This window comes from Micromonospora echinofusca (assembly GCF_017614955.1).
GTDB classification, from domain to species: Bacteria; Actinomycetota; Actinomycetes; order Mycobacteriales; family Micromonosporaceae; genus Micromonospora; species Micromonospora echinofusca_A.
Genome location: NZ_WVUH01000051.1, coordinates 1 through 19,258, shown reverse-complemented (window position 1 = coordinate 19,258; position 19,258 = coordinate 1). Strand labels below are relative to the sequence as shown.

General features: G+C 70.4%; 15 protein-coding genes and 1 tRNA gene. 6 read left to right on the top strand and 10 right to left on the bottom strand.

What is annotated here, in order from left to right; all coding sequences use genetic code 11:
• Nucleotides 1-197 precede the first annotated feature (197 nt).
• Nucleotides 198-1,079 (top strand): helix-turn-helix domain-containing protein, encoded by an 882-nt coding sequence (locus GSF22_RS08905; protein WP_208812748.1) that lies wholly within the window; start codon nt 198-200, stop codon nt 1,077-1,079.
• 4 nt (nt 1,080-1,083) lie between these two features.
• Nucleotides 1,084-1,266 (top strand): DUF397 domain-containing protein, encoded by a 183-nt coding sequence (locus GSF22_RS08900; RefSeq protein WP_208812758.1) that lies wholly within the window; start codon nt 1,084-1,086, stop codon nt 1,264-1,266.
• Nucleotides 1,267-1,366: 100 nt separating this feature from the next.
• Here the strand turns inward: GSF22_RS08900 and GSF22_RS08895 are convergent, their stop codons facing one another.
• On the bottom strand, nt 1,367-2,035 hold the full coding sequence (locus tag GSF22_RS08895; RefSeq protein ID WP_208812746.1) for a hypothetical protein: 669 nt from the start codon (nt 2,033-2,035) through the stop codon (nt 1,367-1,369).
• 119 nt (nt 2,036-2,154) lie between these two features.
• Nucleotides 2,155-3,606: a DUF349 domain-containing protein gene (locus GSF22_RS08890; protein WP_208812745.1), complete on the bottom strand. Its 1,452-nt coding sequence runs from the start codon at nt 3,604-3,606 to the stop codon at nt 2,155-2,157.
• A gap of 237 nt (nt 3,607-3,843) precedes the next feature.
• Here GSF22_RS08890 and GSF22_RS08885 point away from each other — a divergent pair, with 237 nt between their 5' ends.
• Nucleotides 3,844-4,284, top strand: a complete 441-nt coding sequence (locus tag GSF22_RS08885; protein ID WP_208812744.1) for a hypothetical protein — start codon at nt 3,844-3,846, stop codon at nt 4,282-4,284.
• A 75-nt stretch (nt 4,285-4,359) separates the two neighbouring features.
• A tRNA-OTHER gene (locus GSF22_RS08880) sits at nt 4,360-4,487 on the top strand.
• 114 nt (nt 4,488-4,601) lie between these two features.
• Here the strand turns inward: GSF22_RS08880 and GSF22_RS08875 are convergent.
• The 6 genes from GSF22_RS08875 to GSF22_RS08850 form a co-directional block, all read right to left on the bottom strand.
• Nucleotides 4,602-5,036 carry a hypothetical protein gene (locus GSF22_RS08875; RefSeq protein WP_208812743.1) on the bottom strand — a complete coding sequence of 145 codons (435 nt, stop codon included), beginning with the start codon at nt 5,034-5,036 and terminating at the stop codon, nt 4,602-4,604.
• A 155-nt stretch (nt 5,037-5,191) separates the two neighbouring features.
• Entirely contained in the window at nt 5,192-5,794 is a 603-nt protein-coding gene (locus GSF22_RS34600) for a DUF6308 family protein (protein WP_307803843.1), read from the bottom strand.
• Nucleotides 5,730-5,984 (bottom strand): hypothetical protein, encoded by a 255-nt coding sequence (locus tag GSF22_RS35640; protein ID WP_208812741.1) that lies wholly within the window; start codon nt 5,982-5,984, stop codon nt 5,730-5,732. Before GSF22_RS35640 ends, GSF22_RS34600 begins: the two co-directional genes overlap by 65 nt.
• A 181-nt stretch (nt 5,985-6,165) precedes the next feature.
• Nucleotides 6,166-6,879, bottom strand: coding sequence for a helix-turn-helix transcriptional regulator (locus GSF22_RS35635; RefSeq protein ID WP_208812740.1), 714 nt, complete (start codon nt 6,877-6,879; stop codon nt 6,166-6,168).
• A 95-nt stretch (nt 6,880-6,974) separates the two neighbouring features.
• On the bottom strand, nt 6,975-9,302 hold the full coding sequence (locus GSF22_RS08855) for an ATP-binding protein (RefSeq protein ID WP_208812739.1): 2,328 nt from the start codon (nt 9,300-9,302) through the stop codon (nt 6,975-6,977).
• A 143-nt stretch (nt 9,303-9,445) separates the two neighbouring features.
• A complete protein-coding gene (locus GSF22_RS08850) occupies nt 9,446-11,812 on the bottom strand; it encodes a LuxR C-terminal-related transcriptional regulator (protein ID WP_208812738.1) in 2,367 nt (788 codons plus the stop codon).
• A 207-nt stretch (nt 11,813-12,019) separates the two neighbouring features.
• Between GSF22_RS08850 and GSF22_RS08845 the strand changes: the two genes are divergently transcribed.
• The gene (locus GSF22_RS08845) at nt 12,020-13,063 is read left to right on the top strand and encodes a flavin-containing monooxygenase (protein ID WP_208812737.1); all 1,044 of its coding nucleotides are present in this window, start codon (nt 12,020-12,022) and stop codon (nt 13,061-13,063) included.
• 214 nt (nt 13,064-13,277) lie between these two features.
• Here the strand turns inward: GSF22_RS08845 and GSF22_RS08840 are convergent, their stop codons facing one another.
• Entirely contained in the window at nt 13,278-14,441 is a 1,164-nt protein-coding gene (locus GSF22_RS08840) for an FAD-dependent monooxygenase (RefSeq protein ID WP_208812736.1), read from the bottom strand.
• A gap of 1 nt (nt 14,442) precedes the next feature.
• Nucleotides 14,443-15,462 (bottom strand): methyltransferase, encoded by a 1,020-nt coding sequence (locus tag GSF22_RS08835; protein ID WP_208812735.1) that lies wholly within the window; start codon nt 15,460-15,462, stop codon nt 14,443-14,445.
• A gap of 191 nt (nt 15,463-15,653) precedes the next feature.
• Here GSF22_RS08835 and GSF22_RS08830 point away from each other — a divergent pair.
• A partial coding sequence (locus GSF22_RS08830; protein ID WP_208812734.1) for an AMP-binding protein occupies nt 15,654-19,258 on the top strand: 3,605 nt, incomplete at its 3' end.

Below are 19,258 nucleotides of genomic sequence, written 5' to 3'. Positions count from 1 at the left end.
AATTGTCACTGGGGTGCCAGGGGTGGGAATCCGGAGATGAGGACGGGGGAGACGATCCCCACCCCTGGCGTGACCACCGCATTTTCCCGGTGGGTTGTCGAACATGTTTGTTTCGGTTCTGGCCTGAAGCAATGTTCTCCGCGAGGATGTGGCCCAAGGGATGAGGAGCCTTACGCAACGGCAGTAGAGGAGATGACGTGGACGACGCAGGCAGCACCGTCCCGCGTAGGCAACTCGGCAGATATCTGAGAGAGCTTCGCGAAAATGCGTATGTCACGGTGACCGCAGCAGCCAAGGAGTTGGAGTGGTCGGCACCGCGCATCTGGCGTTACGAGACCGGCCAGGTGTCGATGCACCCGAATGACGTGGAGGCCATGTGCCGGGTCTACGGTGCGTCAGCCGAAACCATCGAGACCATGCGTTCCCTGGCCCGGGAGACCAAGGCGCACGGCTGGTGGCACAGCTACGGTGAGGCGGTCAAGGACTGGTTCAAGCTCTACGTCGGCCTGGAGGCCGCCGCGACGAAGATCCGCAAGTATGAGGTGAACCTGATTCCCGGTCTGCTCCAGACCGTGCCGTACATGACCGAGGTGATCGCCACCGACCATCCGACGATGGGCCCGGTCGAGCGGCGGGACCGGGCCGAGGTCCGGCTGCGCCGGCAGCGGCTGCTGGTCCGGATGGTGCCCCGGGCGCCGCAGCTCGACGTGATCCTGGCCGAGGCGGTGCTGCGCCGGCCGCTGTGTGACCGGGCGGCGATGGTCGAGCAACTCGACCACCTGGTCACCATCGGGGAGCAGCCCAACGTCCGGATCCGGGTGCTGCCCACCACGGTCCCGCTCTTCCGTGGGCTGTCGGCCGGCACCTTCACCATGCTGGATTTCCCGATCGACGTCCGGGAGCCGGAGCCGACCACCATCTACATGGACGGCCCGTGCGGCGCGGTCTATCTCGACCGGTCCCATGAGATCGAGACCTATGAGCAGATTTGGCGGTCGCTCGACGAGCGGGCCCTCGACCACAATGAATCCCGGGAGCTGATCGCGGCGACAGCGAAGGAGATGAACCATGGTGCGTGACGGGTTGTGGCGCAAGTCGTCCCGGTCCGGCGGCGACGGCGACTGTGTCGAGGTGGCCGGTTTCGCCGAGGTGGTCGGGGTGCGGGACAGCAAGGACCGGCAGGGTCCGGTGCTGACGTTCGCGCCGGGGGCGTGGGCCGGTTTCGTGGCGGCGACCCGGGCCGGGGAGTTCGACCGTCCGGCCTGACCCGGGCCGATCCCATGGTGGCGCCCGGAAAGTGTCCGGGCGCCACCACGATCGTTTCCGGGAGTCCCCAGGGTGCGGGAGTCCCCGGGGTCGAGGCGGACTAGGAATGCGGCTCGTCGACGTACCCGATCTCCTCCAGTTTGCCGTCGATGAGCCGGTAGGTGCCCGTCCGCTTGATCACCAGCTCGACCATCGAGGCGTCGTCGGGTCGGGTCAGGTAGACCACCTGCGCCTGACCGGCACCGATGGTGATCTCCTCGATCGGGGTGCGGTCGCCGATGTCGACCGTGCCGACATAGGCCGGGGCGCCCTTGACGTTGCGCCAGAGCACGACACCCCAGAACTTGCCCGTCCCGCCACCGTCGAGCATGACCGCGCGTACCGCGTCGGCAGCACCGTCGCCGGTCAGGTCGCCGATCGCGCACGGCGGTTGCAGGGCGACCACGACGCCGTCCTCACCGGCCCAGCGGCCCTCGCTCAACGGGATCGGATCGGGGTAGTTGTTGTACCGCACCTTGGTGCTGCCCAGCTCCGCTTCGGCCACCTGGTCGCAGGTCAGCGCGGGAACCTTCCCGGGCGGCCCGGCCGGGGGCGAGACGTTGTCGTGCTCGCTGCTGCCATCGCCGAACGGCTGGTCGGTCACCGGCGAGTCCGACGGCACCGTGGTGTCGCCGGGGCCCGACGCGGCGCCGTCGTTGATCTCGATACTGCATCCGCCCGTCACGAGGACCAGGGCGAGCGCGGCCAGCGGCAGCAGTGTCCTGCGCATGGTTGTTCCTTTCGGTCAAGTCGGCCGCAGCGTAGTGCGCCTCCGCCAGCGCCCCACTGCACCGCGTCGCGGCCCGGGTGCCGTGCCTTCAGCCCGAGCGCGACGGCCCCGCCGCGCGGTCAGTTCATGCTGCGCAGCTTCGACTCCATGTCCGCGATCTGGCTCCACATCTCGCGTAGGCGACCCTGGAGGTCGGCCTTCTTGTTTTCCGCATTGGAGATGGCCGCTGATCGTTTGGCCACGATCTCCCAGCGATTCGGGTTGCTCCACTTGGGGTCGGGGCGTCCACGAAGCTCCGAAAGGCGGCGGTCCAGGTCGTGGATCCGGTCCTGGGTCGCTGCGGCGGCCTGGCGCCGTCGGAAGATGGCGTCCTGTAGGCGTTGCGATGCTTCACGTCTGCGTTGCTCGGCTGCCTGGGCGGCGTTGGCGCGAAGTCGGTCGCCTGCGGCGCTGAACCGCTTCCACAGGGCGTCGTCATGATCACGTCCGGCCCGACCGACGGTCCGCCATTCCTGCTGAAGGGCGCGGAGCTGCTCCTTCGCCGCCCGCCAGTCCGGGCCGCCACCGGCAAGCATCTCAGCCCGGTGACACAGGGCCTCTTTCCGTCGCCGGTTGGTCGTCTCCTCTTGCTCCCGCTGGCGCCGAAGGGTCTCGCCGCGCTGGTGGAGGCGGTCCCGGGCGGCGGAGAACTCGTTCCACAGCCGGTCCTCGTCGGCTTTGGCCGCCCGTGGCGAACTCTTCCATCGTTCCTTCAGCCGGGCCATCGACTCGCGGGCCGACTTCAGGTCCCCGCTCTCCGCGACGGACCGGGCCTGGCGCACCAGCTCCTGTTTGGCGGCTCGCGCCTGATCCTGGGCCTGCTTGATCTGCTCGAAGTGCCGGGTGCGGGCGTCGACGAAGGCGGTCCGCGCTCGCTGGAAGCGATCCCACAATAGTTGTTCGGTGTCCCGGTCGCATTTACGTGCGGCACGCCACTCGTTCATGAGGGTGCGGAACTCGTCCCCGGTGGCCTTCCAGTCGGTGGACCGGGCCAACCGATCGGCCCGGTCCACCAGCCGTTGCTTCACTGCGGCAGCCGCCGCGCGTTCGCGCTCGCGTGCGGCGCGTTCCTCTGCGGCGCGTTGCTTGAGGCGTTCGTTCACGGTGGTGAGCCGCCGCCACAGTTCGTCGTCGGTCTGCCGGTCCAGCCGTGCCTCGGTCTTCCAACGGTCGAACAGCGTCCGTACCCGTTCCCGGGCGGCCCGTACGTCCCGGCTCTCGGCCAGGGACTCGGCTTCGGTCACCAGTTCGAGCTTGCGGGCGAGGGCGTTGGCGTCGTACGTCGGGCGGGTGGTCGCGCGGGGCCCGGCCGGGCGCCGGTAGGCCGGGGTGAACTCGTCAGCGTTGCGGTCCAACCGCGCGGAATCCACGTTGTGGAAGTGGTCGCGCTTTTCCGGCCCGATCTGGTCGACCGTGATTTCCCCGTCGTCGTAGAGCCGGGTCCGTTCCGTGATCCCGTTCTCGTCGACGACCTTGTGCAGTAGGTACCAACGGTTGGTCGCCGCGTCGAAATGCCTGCCTGCCGACTCCATCCGACCTCCCTGCCGAAGGGGGACAGCGAATTATGCGGCAGCCCTGCGCGGATTGTGAAGACCAGGCGCGGTTTCCGTGCCGTACCGATCAATCGCCCGCAGAGCCACGCGGCGGGCGGGTACCCCGATCCGGTCATCGGTCCCGACCGGCCCGGCGCGTTGGCGGCCGGTTCCGCGCGCCATAGGCTGGTTTCGCTCGCCGAGGCGTCGGGCCAGGTCGGACCGATCGGAGAAACGATGCGTAATTCCGAGATGGGGAAGCTCAGCGGCCTCGTCGGGGTGTGGACGACGACGATCTCCGACGCGTTCTTCCTGGAGCCGCCGGGCACCGAGGTGCCGGGTGTCACCACGGTCGAATGGCTCGGGGAGTCTCTACTGGTCGCGCGGTCGCAGTTCGGCGGTGGCGGGCACCCGCACTCCGAGATGAGCTTCGTCCTCGGCCGCAGCGACGCGAACGACCGGTTCGTCGCGCTCTATCAGGACGACCGTGGCGTCTGCCGGGAATTCTCGATGACCTTCGGCGACGGACGCTGGACGCTGACCCGCGCGGACCCGGACTTCCACCAACGCTTCGTCGCCGACGTCGAGACGGACCGGATCCTCGGCCGTTGGGAGGCGTCCGAGGACGGGGGCGCGTCCTGGCGGAAGGACTTCGACCTCACCTACACGCGCGCCTGATCCCGGGTGCCTCCCGGTGACGACTCGCGGAACCGGATGGCGGTGCGAACCCGGTCGGTGCGATGATCGACATCTGGGTCGCTAGCTCAACTGGCAGAGCATTCGACTGAGTAGTGCTGCCGCTCGCCGCCGGTGCGGTCATGGCGGTGCTTCCTTCTCCTTGTTGGATCGAAGGGTTCGGGGTTCGAGTCCCCGGCGACCCACTCGAAACGGACACCCGAACGGAGCGGGCCAGGGCTGCGGAAGCGCAGGTAACGGCCCATATCCTGGCTGGCCGCCCTGCTCGGACCCGACTGGCCGTCTGCGGTCACCCTGTTTCAGAGCTCGACCAGGGCCAGCGTCCACTGGCCGTGAGCGTCTTCCCAGAGGGTGACGATCTCGCCGACCGGGACCGAGTTGTACTCGTGCCGCTCATCTTCCTCGTAGTAGTCGCCATCCTCCTCGATCGCCGCGACGATGCGCAGGGCGTCCTCGCGGGTGCCGTCGGTGGCTGCCCGGATGCGGGAGACCCGCCACTTGACACCGCTGAGGTCGCGGCCGATGAGCGCACTACCAGGCACAAGGTTCTCGTCGTCATCGATCTCGAAGAGAGTGCTAGGACCATCGACCAGTAGCGTGTCGGTGTCGCCGATCATCAGGCTTTCGTCGATGACCTGTTGTTCGCCGCGGAGTACCGCCGGGTCGAGCCAGGCCGGCCGCCGGTCGAGTCCGACCTCGCTGATGAAGTTTCCCCAGGCGTAGAGCGCATACATGCGCGGCATGCTACAGAGCGGCAAGATCCTTGCGTTTTGGGGAGGATCGCCGCGGAGCATCGCGGGCCTGGTGACCTTGCCCCCACGGCGCCATCGATGGAAATGGCTCAATAAAGCAACCGTCAATCTTGGTGGCAGTGTTGTCCACCCGCAGATCAACTTTGGGGCTTGCCGCCGTCTCGGCCTTCCATCCAGCAGATCACGTCCAGCATCCGCAGCGCGCTCACCTCAGCCGGCAACCCGAGCGCATCCCGTGACCGCAGCAGACGGTGGTGCAAAGCCCTGTCGTCAGCCAGCAGCGCCCGCCGCAACGGCTGCCAATGGTCTGCCTCGCAGCCGGTCACCTGCGCTACGTACCGGTCGTAGATGGGTAGGAGCCGGGGACGTTTCCGTGCGAGTAGTTTGCCGGCGATGGTTCGTTTGATCCATGGGATAGATGTCAGTGCAGTATGTAGCCGCCACGCGGGCCAGTTGTGATCGATCGGCTGGTCGACATCGACCAGGTCACGATCCGGTTCGACCTGGGCGAGCAGGTCGGCAAGTTCGGTGGTGCGGTCCCGCAGCACGATCCGCGTGGTGGTGGCCGGCACCCTCACCGACAGGAATCCGATGGCAATCAGGTCATCAGCGGTGAACCGGTTGATGTCCTGGTAGCGGGTGCCGCACCCCGCCCTTGTCCGTCCTGGACGCCGGCTACGACCCGGTCGCCCTGTCCTGGTTGCCGTGGCAGCAGGAAACGCCCGGACCTCGGACCTCACTCGTCGTCCAGTTACGGGCCGGGGGCTCGTCGACGTACCCGATCTCCTCCAGCTTGCCGTCGATGAGCCGGTAGGTGCCCGTCCGCTCAATCACCGACTCGACCATCGAGGCGTCGTCGGGGCGGGTCAGGTAGACCACCTGAGCCTGGCCGGCCCTGCGGTTGTAGGGCGACCACCACGCCGTCCTCACCGGCCCAGCGCCCGCCCCTCGCTCAACGGGATCGGGTCGGGATAGTTGTTGTACCGCGCCTTGGTACTGCCCAGCTCCGACTCGGCCACCTGGTCGCAGGTCAGCGCGGGAGCCTTTCCCGGCGGCCTGGTCAGCTTCAGCCCGTCACCCCGAGTCCGATCGGCAAGCCCGGGCAGGCCGTTCAGATGACGCCCAGCCGTACTGCTTCCGCTGCGGCCACAGTCCGGTTCGGGCAGTTCAGCTTGGCCAGCACGTTGGCCACGTGCCGTTTGGCGCCGTTGATGCTGATGCCGAGCCGGCTGGCGATCTGCTTGTTGCTGCACCCCGCGACGAGCAGGCCCAGCGTCTCCTGCTCGCGTGGGGTCAGCTGGTTGAGGCCGAGGACCGAGATCCGGTTGGGGTTCTTCAGTTCGGCGAGCATCCCGCTGGCGACCTGCGGGGCCATCGGGACCAGCCCGGACATGGTCTGTCGTACCGCCGACGCGAGGATCGAGGAGGTCAGTCCCCGCTCGACCAGGAAACCGTCCGGTGCCAGCGGGGCCGCGGCGGCGAGTTCCATGTTCTCTGCGGTCTCCAGGAGCAGGATTATCCGTGACTTGACCTTCTTCACCGCCGCCATCCGTGACTCGTCGCCACGGACCATGCCGTGTTCCACGATCAGTACGTCCGGTCGGGACTCCGGGCACAACCGCTCGGCCAGGCCCGGCCAGTCCGCGTGCGACTCCAGCTTGCGGACCTGCCCCAGTCCGGACGCCAACGACTCCAGGCCGGTCCGGATCAGCTCGTCGCGGTGGGCCACCCCGATCGACCAGCCGAAGTCGTCGAGGCCGGGCCGGATGGCCCCGAAGGTGGGCTCCACGATGCTGTAGCGGTTGGTTCCAGCTTGACGTGTCACTGTCTGTCCTCTCGTCGGACCAGTCACGCACCACCGTGAGTGTCCGTCCGGGGGGCCCGATCGCGCATCGTAGAGAGGTCGATCGATTTGCCGCGTTACGAAACCTCGTCGTCGCCACCCGGGTGCCTGACCGCCCACACCGCGAGCTGGGTACGCGACTTCAGGGCGAGCGTGTCCAGGATGTGGGTCAGCCGGGCCTTGATCGTGCCGATCGAAAGCCGTAACTCGTCGGCGACCTCCCGGTTGGTCGCGCCCTGGGCGACCAACGAGACGATCCGCAGCTCCTCCTCGGTCAGGATCTGCTTCGCCCGCCGTGGGCCTTCGCCCGACCCGTTCACTCCACGCAGCGCGTAGGAGCGCAGCACGTCCCCGCGCAGCCGCTCGCCGTCCGCTGTCGCCACCTCCGCCGCTGGTCCGTCCAGCTGGCGGCGGGCCATCTCGATCGCCACCGATACCCGGCGGTGCCAGTCGGGTGTCGGCGCCACGTCATGCCGGCGCCGGGCGGCGGCCGCCGCAGCGGCTAGGCGCAGCGCCCGGCTGGGGGCGCCATGCTCCACCGCGATGATCGCCAGCGCCTCCACCAGGGGTGCGCCGTCGACGCTGTCCGCCGGGGCCTGGCCGAGACCCTCCATGAAGTACTTCTCGGCGGTGGCCAGCTCGCCCCGCATCAGGTGCAGCAGGCCGGCGGTGTGCAGCCCGACCGCGTGTGCACGCGGTGACGGGCGGTGCCTGCGGTACACCGGCAGGGCCAGCTTGAGCAGCTTCTCAGCCTCGACCAGCTCCCCGGTCTGCAACAACTGCCAGGCCAGGTTGTGTCGGGCCAGGGCGATGTCGAGGACGCGGCCGGACGCGACAGTCACCGCGACGCACTCACGTTGGGCGGCTGCCGCCAGCGCGTTCTCGCCTCGGCACAGGTGGGCGAACGACAGCGCGTCGAGTGCCTTCGCCAGGCCGAGCCGTCGGCCCGACGCGCGCTCCACCGACACCGCCTCCTCGGCCAGCCGCAGTGCCGGGCCGAGGTCGTGTTGGCGGGCGGCGAGCGCCGCCGCGGTGGCGAGTGCCTCGCCTCGGAACGCCGATTCGGACACCCGGTCGAGCGCCTCGGCGAGGACCGCCCGGCCGGCTGCCGGGCGGTCCTGCTCCTGACAGACCCGGGCGAGCGCGATGGCCAGCAGCAGGTGCCGGTCACGCTTCACGGCACCTGAGTGTGCAGCGGTCTGGGCGGCGGTGAAGCGCAGCGCGGCGGTCAGGTTCTCCTGCTCCTCGCGTAGCCGGCGCAGCAGCACACCGCGCACGCACAGGGTGGTGGTTATCGGCCGGGCCAGCCGGGCCAGCCAACCGGCCGCCCGATCGCGGGTGGCCGGTAGTTCCCCGGACGTGGCCAGCAGTTCGCCGCCGTAGGCGCGGAACGCGTTGAGCTGCCGGTATCGAATCGGGCCGCCTTTGCTGCCTACCCGGGCCACCAACGACTTGTCCACCAGAGCGCGGAGGATGCCGGGCACCTCAGCCGACCGCAGGGTGCCGTCCTGGCAGACCGCGATGGCCGCGGCGACGTCGAACCCGCCGACCAGCACGGACAACCGTCGGAACACCATCTTCTCCCGCTGGGTGAGCAGGTTGGAGCTCCATCGGACGGCGGCGCGCAGCTCGCGGTGCCGATCCGGGCCGGTGCGGCTGCCGTCGGTGAGCAGCGCCAGCTGGTCGTCGAGCGCCGCGAGGACCCCCTCGGGCGGCAGCGCGCCGATTCGCCGGGCCGCGAGTTCGACCGCCAGCGGCAGCCCGTCGAGCCGATGGCAGATCTCGGCGACCGTGCCGGCGTTGTCGTCGGTCAGCTCGAAAGTGGGATCGCAGCACCGGGCCCGCGCGACGAACAGTCGCACCGCGTCCGCACGCAGCGCCGCCGTTCGGTTGAGGTCGGACCCGAGATCGGGCAATGAGAGCGCCTCGACCGGAAAGACCAGCTCACCCGGCACTCGCAGCGGCTCCCTGCTGGTGGCCACGATCCGCAGCCGGGGGCAGCGGCGCAGCAGTGACCCCACCGACGCGAGGGACGAGTCCAGCAGTCGCTCGCAGCTGTCCAGCACGGTCACCATTCGGCGTTCGCCGATCACCTCCGCCAGCGCCTCCCAGTCCCGCTGGGCTGCCCCCTCGCCCAGTCCGAGCGCCTCGGCCATGGCCCGCAACGGCAGGCCCCGATCGGGTACGCCGTCCAGCTCGGCCAGGAACGCGAGCTCGACCCGACCGCGGGGCATACTGCGGACCAGCTCCGTGCCCAGCCGCGTCTTGCCGACCCCACCCGGCCCGACCAGCGTGATCAGCTGGTGGGATGGCAGCAACGTACGCAACCGGCGTAGCTCCTGCTCGCGGCCCACCAGGCTGTCCAGCGGCTCGGGCAGCTGCCAGGCGTACGACTGGGGGCTCATCGGTCGGTTCGCCGATCGGTGCCGGAATGCTCGCTGCCGGCAGGCGCTCGAGCAGTACTTCGGCGGTCGGCCGCCGCGTTCTGGCCGCTCCCCCTGGAATTCCGCGCCGCATGTTTGGCAGGTCCTCACGGCGGCCGTACCCGTCAGCTCGGAGTGACCGGGTTCGGCAGCGCCACCGGGCTGACCTCCGGTGCCGGGATCAGCTGCGGTTGCCGTACGGCCCAGACGGCGGCCTGCGTCCGGGATCGCAGCCCGAGCTTCTTGTAGATGCTCGTCAGGTGGGTGCACACCGTACGGACTGAGACGTCGAGCTGCTCGGCTATCTCCCGGTTGGTGAGCCCGCCAGCGACCAGCCGGGCGATCTGCACCTCGCGCTGGCTGAGCGGGTCGTCCCGGTCGGTGTCCCGGGCACCGCCTGCGCTGCCGGGGGACATGTCGGCGTGGCCGGCACAGCCGCACCCGTCCACGGTGGTGGTGGGCGTCAGGGCGTAGGAGCGCAGCTCGTCGGTGCTGAGCGAGCGGCCGGCGTCGGCCGCAGCGTCGGCCATCCGGCCCAGCCGGGTCCGGGCCCGGTCGGTCGCGTCGCTTATCCAGGAGCGCCACGGCGGAGAAGTGGTGAGATCGAGCCGGTCGCGGAGCGCCTCGGCGGCGCTGGCCAGGCACACCGCCCGATAGTCGTCGAGCCGTGCGGCGGCGACCAGGGCCAGCCCGTCGACAACGTCCAGCGCGACGTCGTCGTCGGGCCGACTGATCCGCAGCGCCCTCTCGAAGACACCGGTGGCGGCGGACTGGTCGCCCTGCGTCAGGCGCAGGGCGCCGAGGGTGGTCAGCGCGGTCACCTGACAGCGCCGGGGAGCCAGCGCGCGGTAGACCGGTAGAACCTCGTCCAGCAGCCGCTCCGCCTCCTGAAGTTCACCCTGCAGCAGATGTGCCCAGGCCAGGCAGTGCTGGCACTTGGCGGTGTCCAGGGGCCGACCGAGTGGACGCACCACGTCGAGACAGTCCCGATAGGTCTCGATCGCCTCGGTGAGTTCGCGCCGGCTCATCCGTACGAAGCCGAGCGCGTCCAGCGCCTTTGCCAGGCTGGCGGGATTGTCGTGGGCGACCCGTACGGCCTGTTCGGCCAGTGGTAACGCGTCGACGTCCTCGGCCTGCACGCAGGCCCCGAGCGCGTTCCAGACGAGGGCCTCGCTGCGGTAGCGGGGACTCAGCCGAAGCGGGAGTACGCTGGCCAGCAGTTTGCGCGCGGAAGCGTGGCGGCGTTGCTGCCAGCTTATCCGGGCGAGCGCGACGGTCAGCAGGGTGCGCCGCTCGGAGTCGCCGGTGCGGGTGTAGTAGTCGGCGGCGGCGGCGAGGTTCGCCGGCTCGTGGCGGAGACGGTCCAACTCGGGGTCGGCGAAGAAGAGGGTCTCGGACAGCGACTGGGCCTGTCGGCCGAACCACTCGGCGGCCTGCTTACGGACGGTGTTGATCTCGCCGGTCGCGGCGAGCTGGTGCAGGGCGTAGGCGCGCGCCGACTCCCACTGGTAGAACCGGCCGCGGTCGCCGTCATGGTCGGTGCGGGTGGTGAGCAGGGACTTGTTCAGCAGCGAGCACACCACCGGCAGCACGCGGCCGGCCGGCATGTCGGGGCCGGCACACACCGCCTTCGCGGTCTCCGCGTCGAAGCCGCCGGGGAGGACCGACAGGCGACGGAACACGACACGCTCGTCCCAGTCGAGCAGCCGGTAGCTCCAGCCGACGGTGCTGTACATCCGGCGGTGCCGGCACGGGCCACGGCGCTCCGGTACGGCCAGCAGCGCGAGCTGGTCGTCCAGCGCGTCGAGGACCTTGTCCGGTGACATGACCGTCAGCTGCCGGGCGGCGAGCTCGATGCCGAGGGGCAACCCGTCCAGGCGGCGGCAGATCTCGGCCACGGTGGCGCTGGCCCGGCGGAGCTGGAAGCCGGGGCGGTGCCGCTCGGCGTGTTCGGCGAACAGCCGGACGGCGGCGGCGCGGTCGGCGGGCCGCTCCTGGGGGGCGGGCAGTTCCAGCCCGCCGACCCGGAAGGTCACCTCGGCGGGTACCCGTAGGTTCTCCCGACTGGTGGCCAGGATGCACAGGTTCGGGCAGCGGCGCAGCAGGTCGGCGGCCAGCTCGGCGCACGCGTCGACCAGGTGTTCACAGCCGTCGAGTACGAGCAACGTCCGGCGTCGCCCGATGGCGGCTGCGGGGCCGGCGGCCGGCCCCCCGCCCATCGCGAGGGTGACCGCCGTGTGCATCATCGATTCGTCACGCAACGCGTCGAGCTCGACCACGCGGACGGTTTCGTCCCCTGTCGAGCGGCGCGCCAGCTCCACGGCCAGCCTGCTCTTCCCGGCACCGCCCGGACCGACCAGGGTCAGCATCCGTGTGGACCGCAGCAGGGCGCGTAACCGCCGCATCTCCCGGGCGCGCCCGATGAAGGGGCCTCGGAAGGGCGGTGTGTCCGCGATCAGGGTCTGGTGGACGGGGGAGAGATTGTGAATCATGCCGGGGCGCCTCGTAACGGTGGTTCGTGGCAGTTCACGGATTTGCAGGAATCTTCAGCAGGATGGTCTTAGGGCATCCCTCCGTAATCGATGACGAACTAACCTGGAGGTCGACACGAGAATGCGGGTGTCGGGGGTCTGTGCATTCAAGATCATCAATACGTGAGCCCGGTTTCCTGGATGTCTGTGAACGGAAGGAGCAGCGCGATGCTTGAGAAGAGCATGGACGTAATCGTGATCGGCGGCGGTCAGGCGGGGGTGTCCGTCGGGCACTATCTTAACCGGTCCTGTGTGGACACGCTCATCGTCGACGGCGGCCACGAAATCGGTCAGTCCTGGCGTCGTCGGTGGGATTCCCTGCGGCTGTTCACTGCGGCGAAGCACAACAACCTGCCCGGTACGCGATTTCCCGGTGACCCCGACCACATACCGGGCAAGAACGAGATGGCCGACTACCTGGTCGACTACGTACGGCGGTTCGACCTGCCGGTACGCCTCGGCGTGGAGATCGACCACCTCACCCGCGAGGGTGACCGGTACGTCGCCACTGCGGGAGAGATCCAGTTCGTCGCCCGCCAGGTGGTGGTGGCCACCGGCCCGACCGGTGAACCGAGGGTCCCGGCGGTGGCGAACGAACTCGACCCCGGGATCGTTCAGGTGCACTCGGCCGACTACCGCAACCCCACCCAGCTGCCCGACGGACCGGCGCTGGTCGTGGGCGCGGGCAACTCCGGCGCCGAGATCGCCATCGAGTTGGCTGCCACCCGTGACGTCTGGCTGGCCGGGCCGGACGTGGGCAAGTTCCCGTTCAACCTCGGTGGCCCGGTGTACAAGATGATGAACCGGGCGATGACCCGGGACACCCCGTGGGGCCGTAAGATCGCGGCAAAGGCCACCGGCGGCGGTACCCCGCTGGTCCGGTTGACCCCCGAGGACGTCACGAATGCCGGGGTGCGCCGGGTCGGTCGGCTCCACGGGGTCGTCGATGGGCAGCCCAAGCTGGACGACGGGGCGGTGGTACGGCCCGCGTCGATCGTGTGGTGCACCGGCTTCACCCGGGACCACGGCTGGATCAAGCTCCCGATCTTCGACGAGACCGGCGAGCCGCGTCACCACCGGGGCGTCGTGGCGGGCGAGCCGGGCCTGTACTTCCTCGGCCTGCCCTTCCTGCACACCATGGCGTCTTCACTGATCATGGGGGTCACCGTCGATGCCGAGTACACCGCGAAGGTGATCAGGAGCCGGTGCTAGACAGGCGTCGGCGCCCCTACCGCCCGGCCGGCGGTCGCGGCACCGCTCCCGCCGGGTGGTGGAGGTTGCAGTACCAGAGCGGATCGACGTACGGGTGACGGATCGGTGCGAGGCGGCAGACGCCGCTGGGCAGCACCGTGCCAACGACCGGTGATCCCGGGTCGGCAGGGACATCGCCGCGTACGCGCCGCGCCCGGGCACCGGTGGTGGTTGCTCACCAACGGGCCGGTTCGGGCGGACGCCAGGACAACGCCTCCGAACCGGCGCTGAGGTACGCCCGCTTGGGCATCAGCCGGACCACGGCGTCCCGCAGGCCGGCGCTGACCGGGTGGCTGGCCTGCTGCACGCGGGCCGAGCCGCCGGAGATCCGCGCCAGCTTCTGGGTCCGCGGCCGACGGGTGAGGTCGTAGTCGCGCAGCGCGTCGTCCACGTCGTTCCAGGAGGAGAGGGCGACAGCCAGCATGACCGCGTCCTCGATGGCCAGGCACGCGCCCTGGCCGATGTCCGGGGTGACCGCGTGCGCGGCGTCACCGAGGAGCGCGACCCGACCGGCGACGAACGACGGCAGCGGGTGTTTCAGGAAGTAGATGTCGTTGCGCAGCATGGTGCCGGGTTTGCTGGAGGCCATCAGCGCCCGAACCGGCTCGTGCCAGCCGTCGAAGATCGACATCACGTCGGCGAGGGTGTGTCCGGCGTAGGCGCCCTCCGGGCCGGCCTTGCTGGCGTACCAGAACACCCGACTGTCCACCAGCAACGCCGAGCCGAACCGCACACCCCGACCCCAGCTGTCGGTCCACACCGCAGGCCGCGCCAACCGCGAGCCGGCCGCTACCGAGCCGATGCCACGCCAGCACACGTAGCCGGCGTAGCTGGCACCCGGGTGGTCGGGAAACAGTGCCGAGCGCAGCCGGGAGTGCACCCCGTCAGCGGCCACCACCAGATCGGCGCACACGGTCTCCTCGAAGGTCACCGCAGGGTCGGGGCGGACCGACCGGGCGCGCCGACCGGTGTGGACGCGTACGCCGGCTCCGACTGCGGTCTCCAGCAGCAGCTGGTGCAGGCTGGCGCGGTGCATGGCGTACATCGGGTTGCCGTACCGTTCGGTCAGGTCCCGGTCGGTCAGCCTCACCAGCCACGACCCGGACCTCCGCCGCACCCCGATGCCCTGCCCCTGCGCCCGCTCCCGCAACGCCGGTCCGAGGCCGAGCCACTCCATCGCCCGTACGGCGTTGGGGGCCATGGACAGCCCGGCGCCCACCTCACGCAGGACCTTCGCCTGCTCGTAGACGGCGACCTGCCACCCTACGCTGGCCAGCGCGCAGGCCGCGGCCAGACCGCCGATGCCGGCGCCGACGACGAGCGCGTTGCGGTCCGACACGTCAGGCCACCCGGCCCTCGAGCACACAGAAGTCCGCGTCCTGGCCGGACACCGCCACCAGGTTCAGCCCGGCCGCCGTGAACAGGGCGCGGAACTCTGCCAGCGTCCGCTCCCGGCCGCCGGTGTTCACCAGCATGTTCAGGTCGCTCATCACCACACCGACAGCCGCCGGGCCAGCCACCAGGGGTGGCAGCACGGGCTCGACGGCCAGCACCACACCATCGGTCGCCATCGCCCGACGGCAGGCCCGCAGGATCTGCGCGGCCTTCTCGTCGTCCCAGTCGTGCAGCACGCTCTTGAGCAGGTAGGCGTCCGCGCCCTTCGGTACCGAGGCGAAAAAGTCTCCGGCGGTGACGGTCACCCGGTCGGCCACCCCCGCAGCCTCCAGCGTGCCAGCGGCCTCAGCGAGCCCGGCGGGCAGGTCGAAGAGGGTGCCGCGAGTCGTGGGAGCGGCCTTGAGCACCTCGGCGAGCAGGCTGCCGTCGCCGCCGCCGATGTCGACGATCGTGCCGTAGCGGGTGAAGTCGTGCCGACCGACGATGCCGGGTGCGGCGGCCCGGGTGAACTCCGCCATCGCCGCGTTGAACACCGCCGCCTTCTCCGGGTTCTTGGCCAGGAACTCGAAGTTGGACACCCCGTTGACCTGGTCCCAGGCGGGCTGCCCGGAACGCACGCTGTACTCCAGCTCACCCCAGCTACGCCAGGTCTCGTCGGCACAGAGCAGCATGACCATCGAGCGGATCGAGTCCGGCGTGTCCGAGCGCAGCTGCTGTCCGAGGGGACCCAGCGCGAAGGTGTCCGGCCCGGTCTGCTCGGCCACGCCGAAGCAGGCCAGCCCGCGCAGCAGTCGGTACAGCGACTGCTCGTGCGCGCCGGTGACGGCGGCCAGGTCGGCGACCGTGCGCGGGCCGTGCGCGAGGTGGTCGGCCAGGTTCAACCTCGCTGCCACGTCGATCATCTTGGCCGCCGTGTATCCGAAGACGAGTTCGAGCACGCTCGGCATCCGCCCATCGCCACCCATGACCAGCTCCTTCCGGGTCTCGGCTCCCGGCCAACGTACGTCCCGCTGCCCGGTCCGCAGCTACCCGTCCGGGTAGCCCGGACGGACTGCTCGGTACGCCGACCCCGACGACCTGTCGCCCGCAGGCGGCCACTGGCAACGTTCCGGGGCGACCGAACCGGAAGCCGGAACTGCGGCGGGAGTGTGATCCGATGACCTGGTCGCTCGTGGACCGGCTGCGCGCGTACGCGCTGAGCGCACCGGAACGGACCGCGATCACCTTCGACGGTGCGCGGCCCACCCTGTTGACCAGGGGCGGCTGGGACGCCGGCGCCCGCGCGGTCGCCGCCCAGCTACGGCCGGGCTCGCGGGTGCTGGTGCTGCTGCCCTCGGGAGCGGACTTCTTCGTCGCCTTCGCCGGGGTGCTGTACGCCGGTGCCTGCGCCGTGCCGGCGGTGCCCCCGGTGGACGGGCGCACCCAGTTCGTCGACCTCGCGCGGGACGCGGAGATCGACGCCATCGTCACCACCGCCGACGTGGCTGCGGTCGCGCGTCCGCTGTGGCGCGACGCGCCGACGGTGCGGTGGGTGGAGCTGGACCGGCTCGACCCGGCGGACGGCGACTCCTGGGTCGCGCCCCGAGGCGGTGCCGACGACCTGGCGCTCCTCCAGTACACCTCGGGCTCCACCGCAACGCCCAAGGGGGTCGCCGTCGCTCACCGGGCGCTCACCACCTGGGTGGACGTGCTCGCCGAGCGGGTCGCGCTGCCCGGCGGCTCGCACGTGGTGACCTGGGTACCCGCGCACCACGTGCTCGGGCTGAGTTTCGTACTGATGGGCCCGCACCTCGACGGGGCGGTGGACCTGTTCACCCCGGAGGACGTGCTGGCCGACCCGGCCCGTTGGCTCGGCGCCGTGTCGGCCGCCTCGTCCGCAGGGCGCAAGGTGCTCAGTGGTGCGCCGCCCTTCGGCTATCAGCAGGCGACCGCGACCGTGTCACCGGACGGGCTGGACCTGACCAACTGGGACGTCGCGGTGATCGGCTCGGAACGGATCCGGCCCCGGGTGCTCGACGACTTCACCGCCCGGTTCGCGTCCGCCGGATTCGATCCGGCGGCCTGGTTCACCGGGTACGGCACGACCGAGGTGATGATGGGCTGCGCCCACCACGGTCCCGGTGCGCCGAGGCGGGTGACCGTGGACGCGGCGGCGCTGGAGCGACGCGAGGTCGTCCCAGCCGGCACCGCCGGCCGCAGTGTGGAACTGGTCGCCTGCGGGACGCCCGGGATCGGCCTCGACGCGCGGATCGTGGACCCGCAGACGCGGACCCCGTGTCCGCCCGGGACGGTGGGGGAGCTGTGGCTGCGCGGGCCCTCCGTGGCACAGGGGTACTGGCGCAAACCCGAGCAGACCGAGGCGACCTTCCACGCCTGCCTGGCCGACGGTACCGGGCCCTTCTACCGGACCGGGGACCTGGTGTTCACGTACGAGGGCGAGCTGGTCGTCTGCGGCCGGCTCAACGAGTTGGTGATCGTCCGGGGGCGCAACCTCGTCCCGCACGACATCGAGTCGTCGGTACGGGCTGCCGATCCACGGCTGTCCAGGGCACCGGTGGCGGCCTTCTCCGTGGACACCGACGACGGTGAGGCACTGGTGGTCGCCGCCGCCCTCGACGCGCCGGCGGATGCCGAGGCACTCGCCGCCGGGGCGCGCCGCGCGGTGATCAGCGGGCACGACGTCGAACCGCACGCCCTGCTGCTCGTACCACCCGGCCAGATTCCGCTGACCCCCACCGGGAAGGTCCGTCATCGCGCCTGCCGACAGTCCTACCTGGAAGGCACGCTCACGCCGTGGAACCACGCCACCCGGACGACCGGCGCCACGACCGGGGCCACCGACCCCACCGACCGGATCCGGGGCAGGGTCGCCGAGCTGATCGGCGAAGCCCCGCACGCGGTCCCGCTCGACGTACCGCTCATCCGGGTGGGGCTCGACTCCATGGCGATGATCAGACTGCGGGCCGCGCTGGTCGCCGACATCGGCAGCCTGGTGCCCATCGAGCGGCTGGCCGGGATGACCGTCGCGGAGCTGGCCTCGACGCCGGCCGACGGGGACGACCCTACGGGGCAGCCGACGTCCGGCCAGCCGGACCGCAACCCCTCGGGCCGTGGCGAGGTGCGGCTGGTGCCGGCACCCGAGCGGCGCCACGAGCCGTTCCCGCTCACCGAGCTGCAACACGCCTACCTCGTCGGTCGATCCGGCGGTCTGCCGCTCGGGGGCGTGGCCACGCACTTCTACGCCGAGCACGACAGCTCCGGTCTCGACCTCGACCGGCTGCACGCCGCCTGGTGCCGCCTGGTCGAGCGGCACGACATGCTCCGCGCGGTGGTCTCGGCCGAGGGCGTGCAGAGCGTCCAGGCCAGGGTGGACGTCCCGCTGTTCCCGGTACGGGACGTGCGCCACCTCGACCCCGGCCGGGCCAACGCCGTCGCCGAGGAGGTCCGTGCCGAGCTGTCCCACCAGACGTTCGTCCCGGACACCTGGCCACCGTACGAGATCCGGGTGACCCGCCTGCCCGGTGGCGTCGACCGGTTGCACGTCAGCCTCGACCTGCTGGTGCTCGACGTGTGGAGCCTGTATCTGCTCTCCCGCGAGTGGCGCCACCTCTATGAGCGGCCGGAGGTCGACCTGCCGGCCGTGCCCGTCACCTTCCGCGACTACGTCCTCGCCGCCCGGGACGGGGACGACACGGCCGCCCGGGAGTACTGGCAGGGCCGGCTGGACACCCTGCCTCCCGGTCCGGACCTGCCACTGGACCGGGCACCCGCGTCGCTGACCGGGCCACCCCGGTTCACCCGGCGGCACGCTCGACTCGACGGCGCGCAGTGGAAGAAGCTCCTGGAGATCGCGGCCGCCGAAGGGCTCACCCCGTCGGCGGTGCTGCTGGCGGCCTACGCCACCGTACTCGGCGCGTGGAGCCGTCGCGCCCGGTTCGTCCTGAACCTTCCGACCTTCAACCGGCTTCCGCTGCACCCGGAGATCGGCTCGGTCATCGGTGACTTCACCTCGGTCACCCTCCTGGAGGTCGACCTGTCCGAAGCGGACGGGTTGGCCGGCGTGGCCCGGCGCCTACAGGCGCAGCTGTGGCGCGACCTCGAGCACCGTGGCTACGACGGTGTCCGGGTGCTGCGCGATCTGGCCCGCCGCCACGGTCCGGACGCCGGCCTGCTCGCCCCCGTCGTGTTCTCCAGTGCCAGCGGCCAGAGCGCCGACGGCACCGCGGAGCTGCCGCTGTCCTGGCTGGGCGAGCACGTGTACGGCGTCTCGCAGACCCCGCAGGTCGTGCTCGACCACCAGCTCATCGAGGTCGGTGACGGGCTTCAGTACCAGTGGGACGTTGTGGACGAGCTGTTCCGCCCGGACACGGTCACCGAGATGTTCACCGCCTACCGGACGCTCCTCGACCGGCTGTGCGCGGGCGACGACGAGGCGTGGCAGGGGCGGGCGCTTGAGTTGCTGCCGGAGTCGCATCGTGCGTTGGTGGCGTCGGTGAACGATACCGGTGGTGTGGTTCCTGGTGGTTTGTTGCAGGACCGGTTGGTGGCTCAGGCGTTGTGTTCGCCGGAGCGTCCGGCGGTTTTTGCTGATGGTGGGGTTTTGACGTTTGGTGAGTTGTATCGGCGTGCGGTGGTTTTGGCGGCTGATTTGCGGGCCGGTGGTGTGGGTTCGGGTGAGTTGGTGGGTGTGTCGTTGCCTAAGGGTGCGGCGCAGGTGGTTGCGGTGGTGGGGGTGTTGTTGGCGGGGGCGGCGTATTTGCC

Bases quoted from the DNA above. Each gene is read 5' to 3' on its own strand.
- GSF22_RS08875 (WP_208812743.1), bottom strand. From the start codon at position 5,036: ATGTATGCGCTCTACGCCTGGGGAAACTTCATCAGCGAGGTCGGACTC.
- GSF22_RS08835 (WP_208812735.1), bottom strand. From the start codon at position 15,462: ATGGGTGGCGATGGGCGGATGCCGAGCGTGCTCGAACTCGTCTTCGGA.
- GSF22_RS08890 (WP_208812745.1), bottom strand. From the start codon at position 3,606: ATGGAGTCGGCAGGCAGGCATTTCGACGCGGCGACCAACCGTTGGTAC.
- GSF22_RS08855 (WP_208812739.1), bottom strand. From the start codon at position 9,302: ATGAGCCCCCAGTCGTACGCCTGGCAGCTGCCCGAGCCGCTGGACAGC.
- GSF22_RS08845 (WP_208812737.1), top strand. From the start codon at position 12,020: ATGCTTGAGAAGAGCATGGACGTAATCGTGATCGGCGGCGGTCAGGCG.
- GSF22_RS08895 (WP_208812746.1), bottom strand. From the start codon at position 2,035: ATGCGCAGGACACTGCTGCCGCTGGCCGCGCTCGCCCTGGTCCTCGTG.
- GSF22_RS08885 (WP_208812744.1), top strand. From the start codon at position 3,844: ATGCGTAATTCCGAGATGGGGAAGCTCAGCGGCCTCGTCGGGGTGTGG.
- GSF22_RS08850 (WP_208812738.1), bottom strand. From the start codon at position 11,812: ATGATTCACAATCTCTCCCCCGTCCACCAGACCCTGATCGCGGACACA.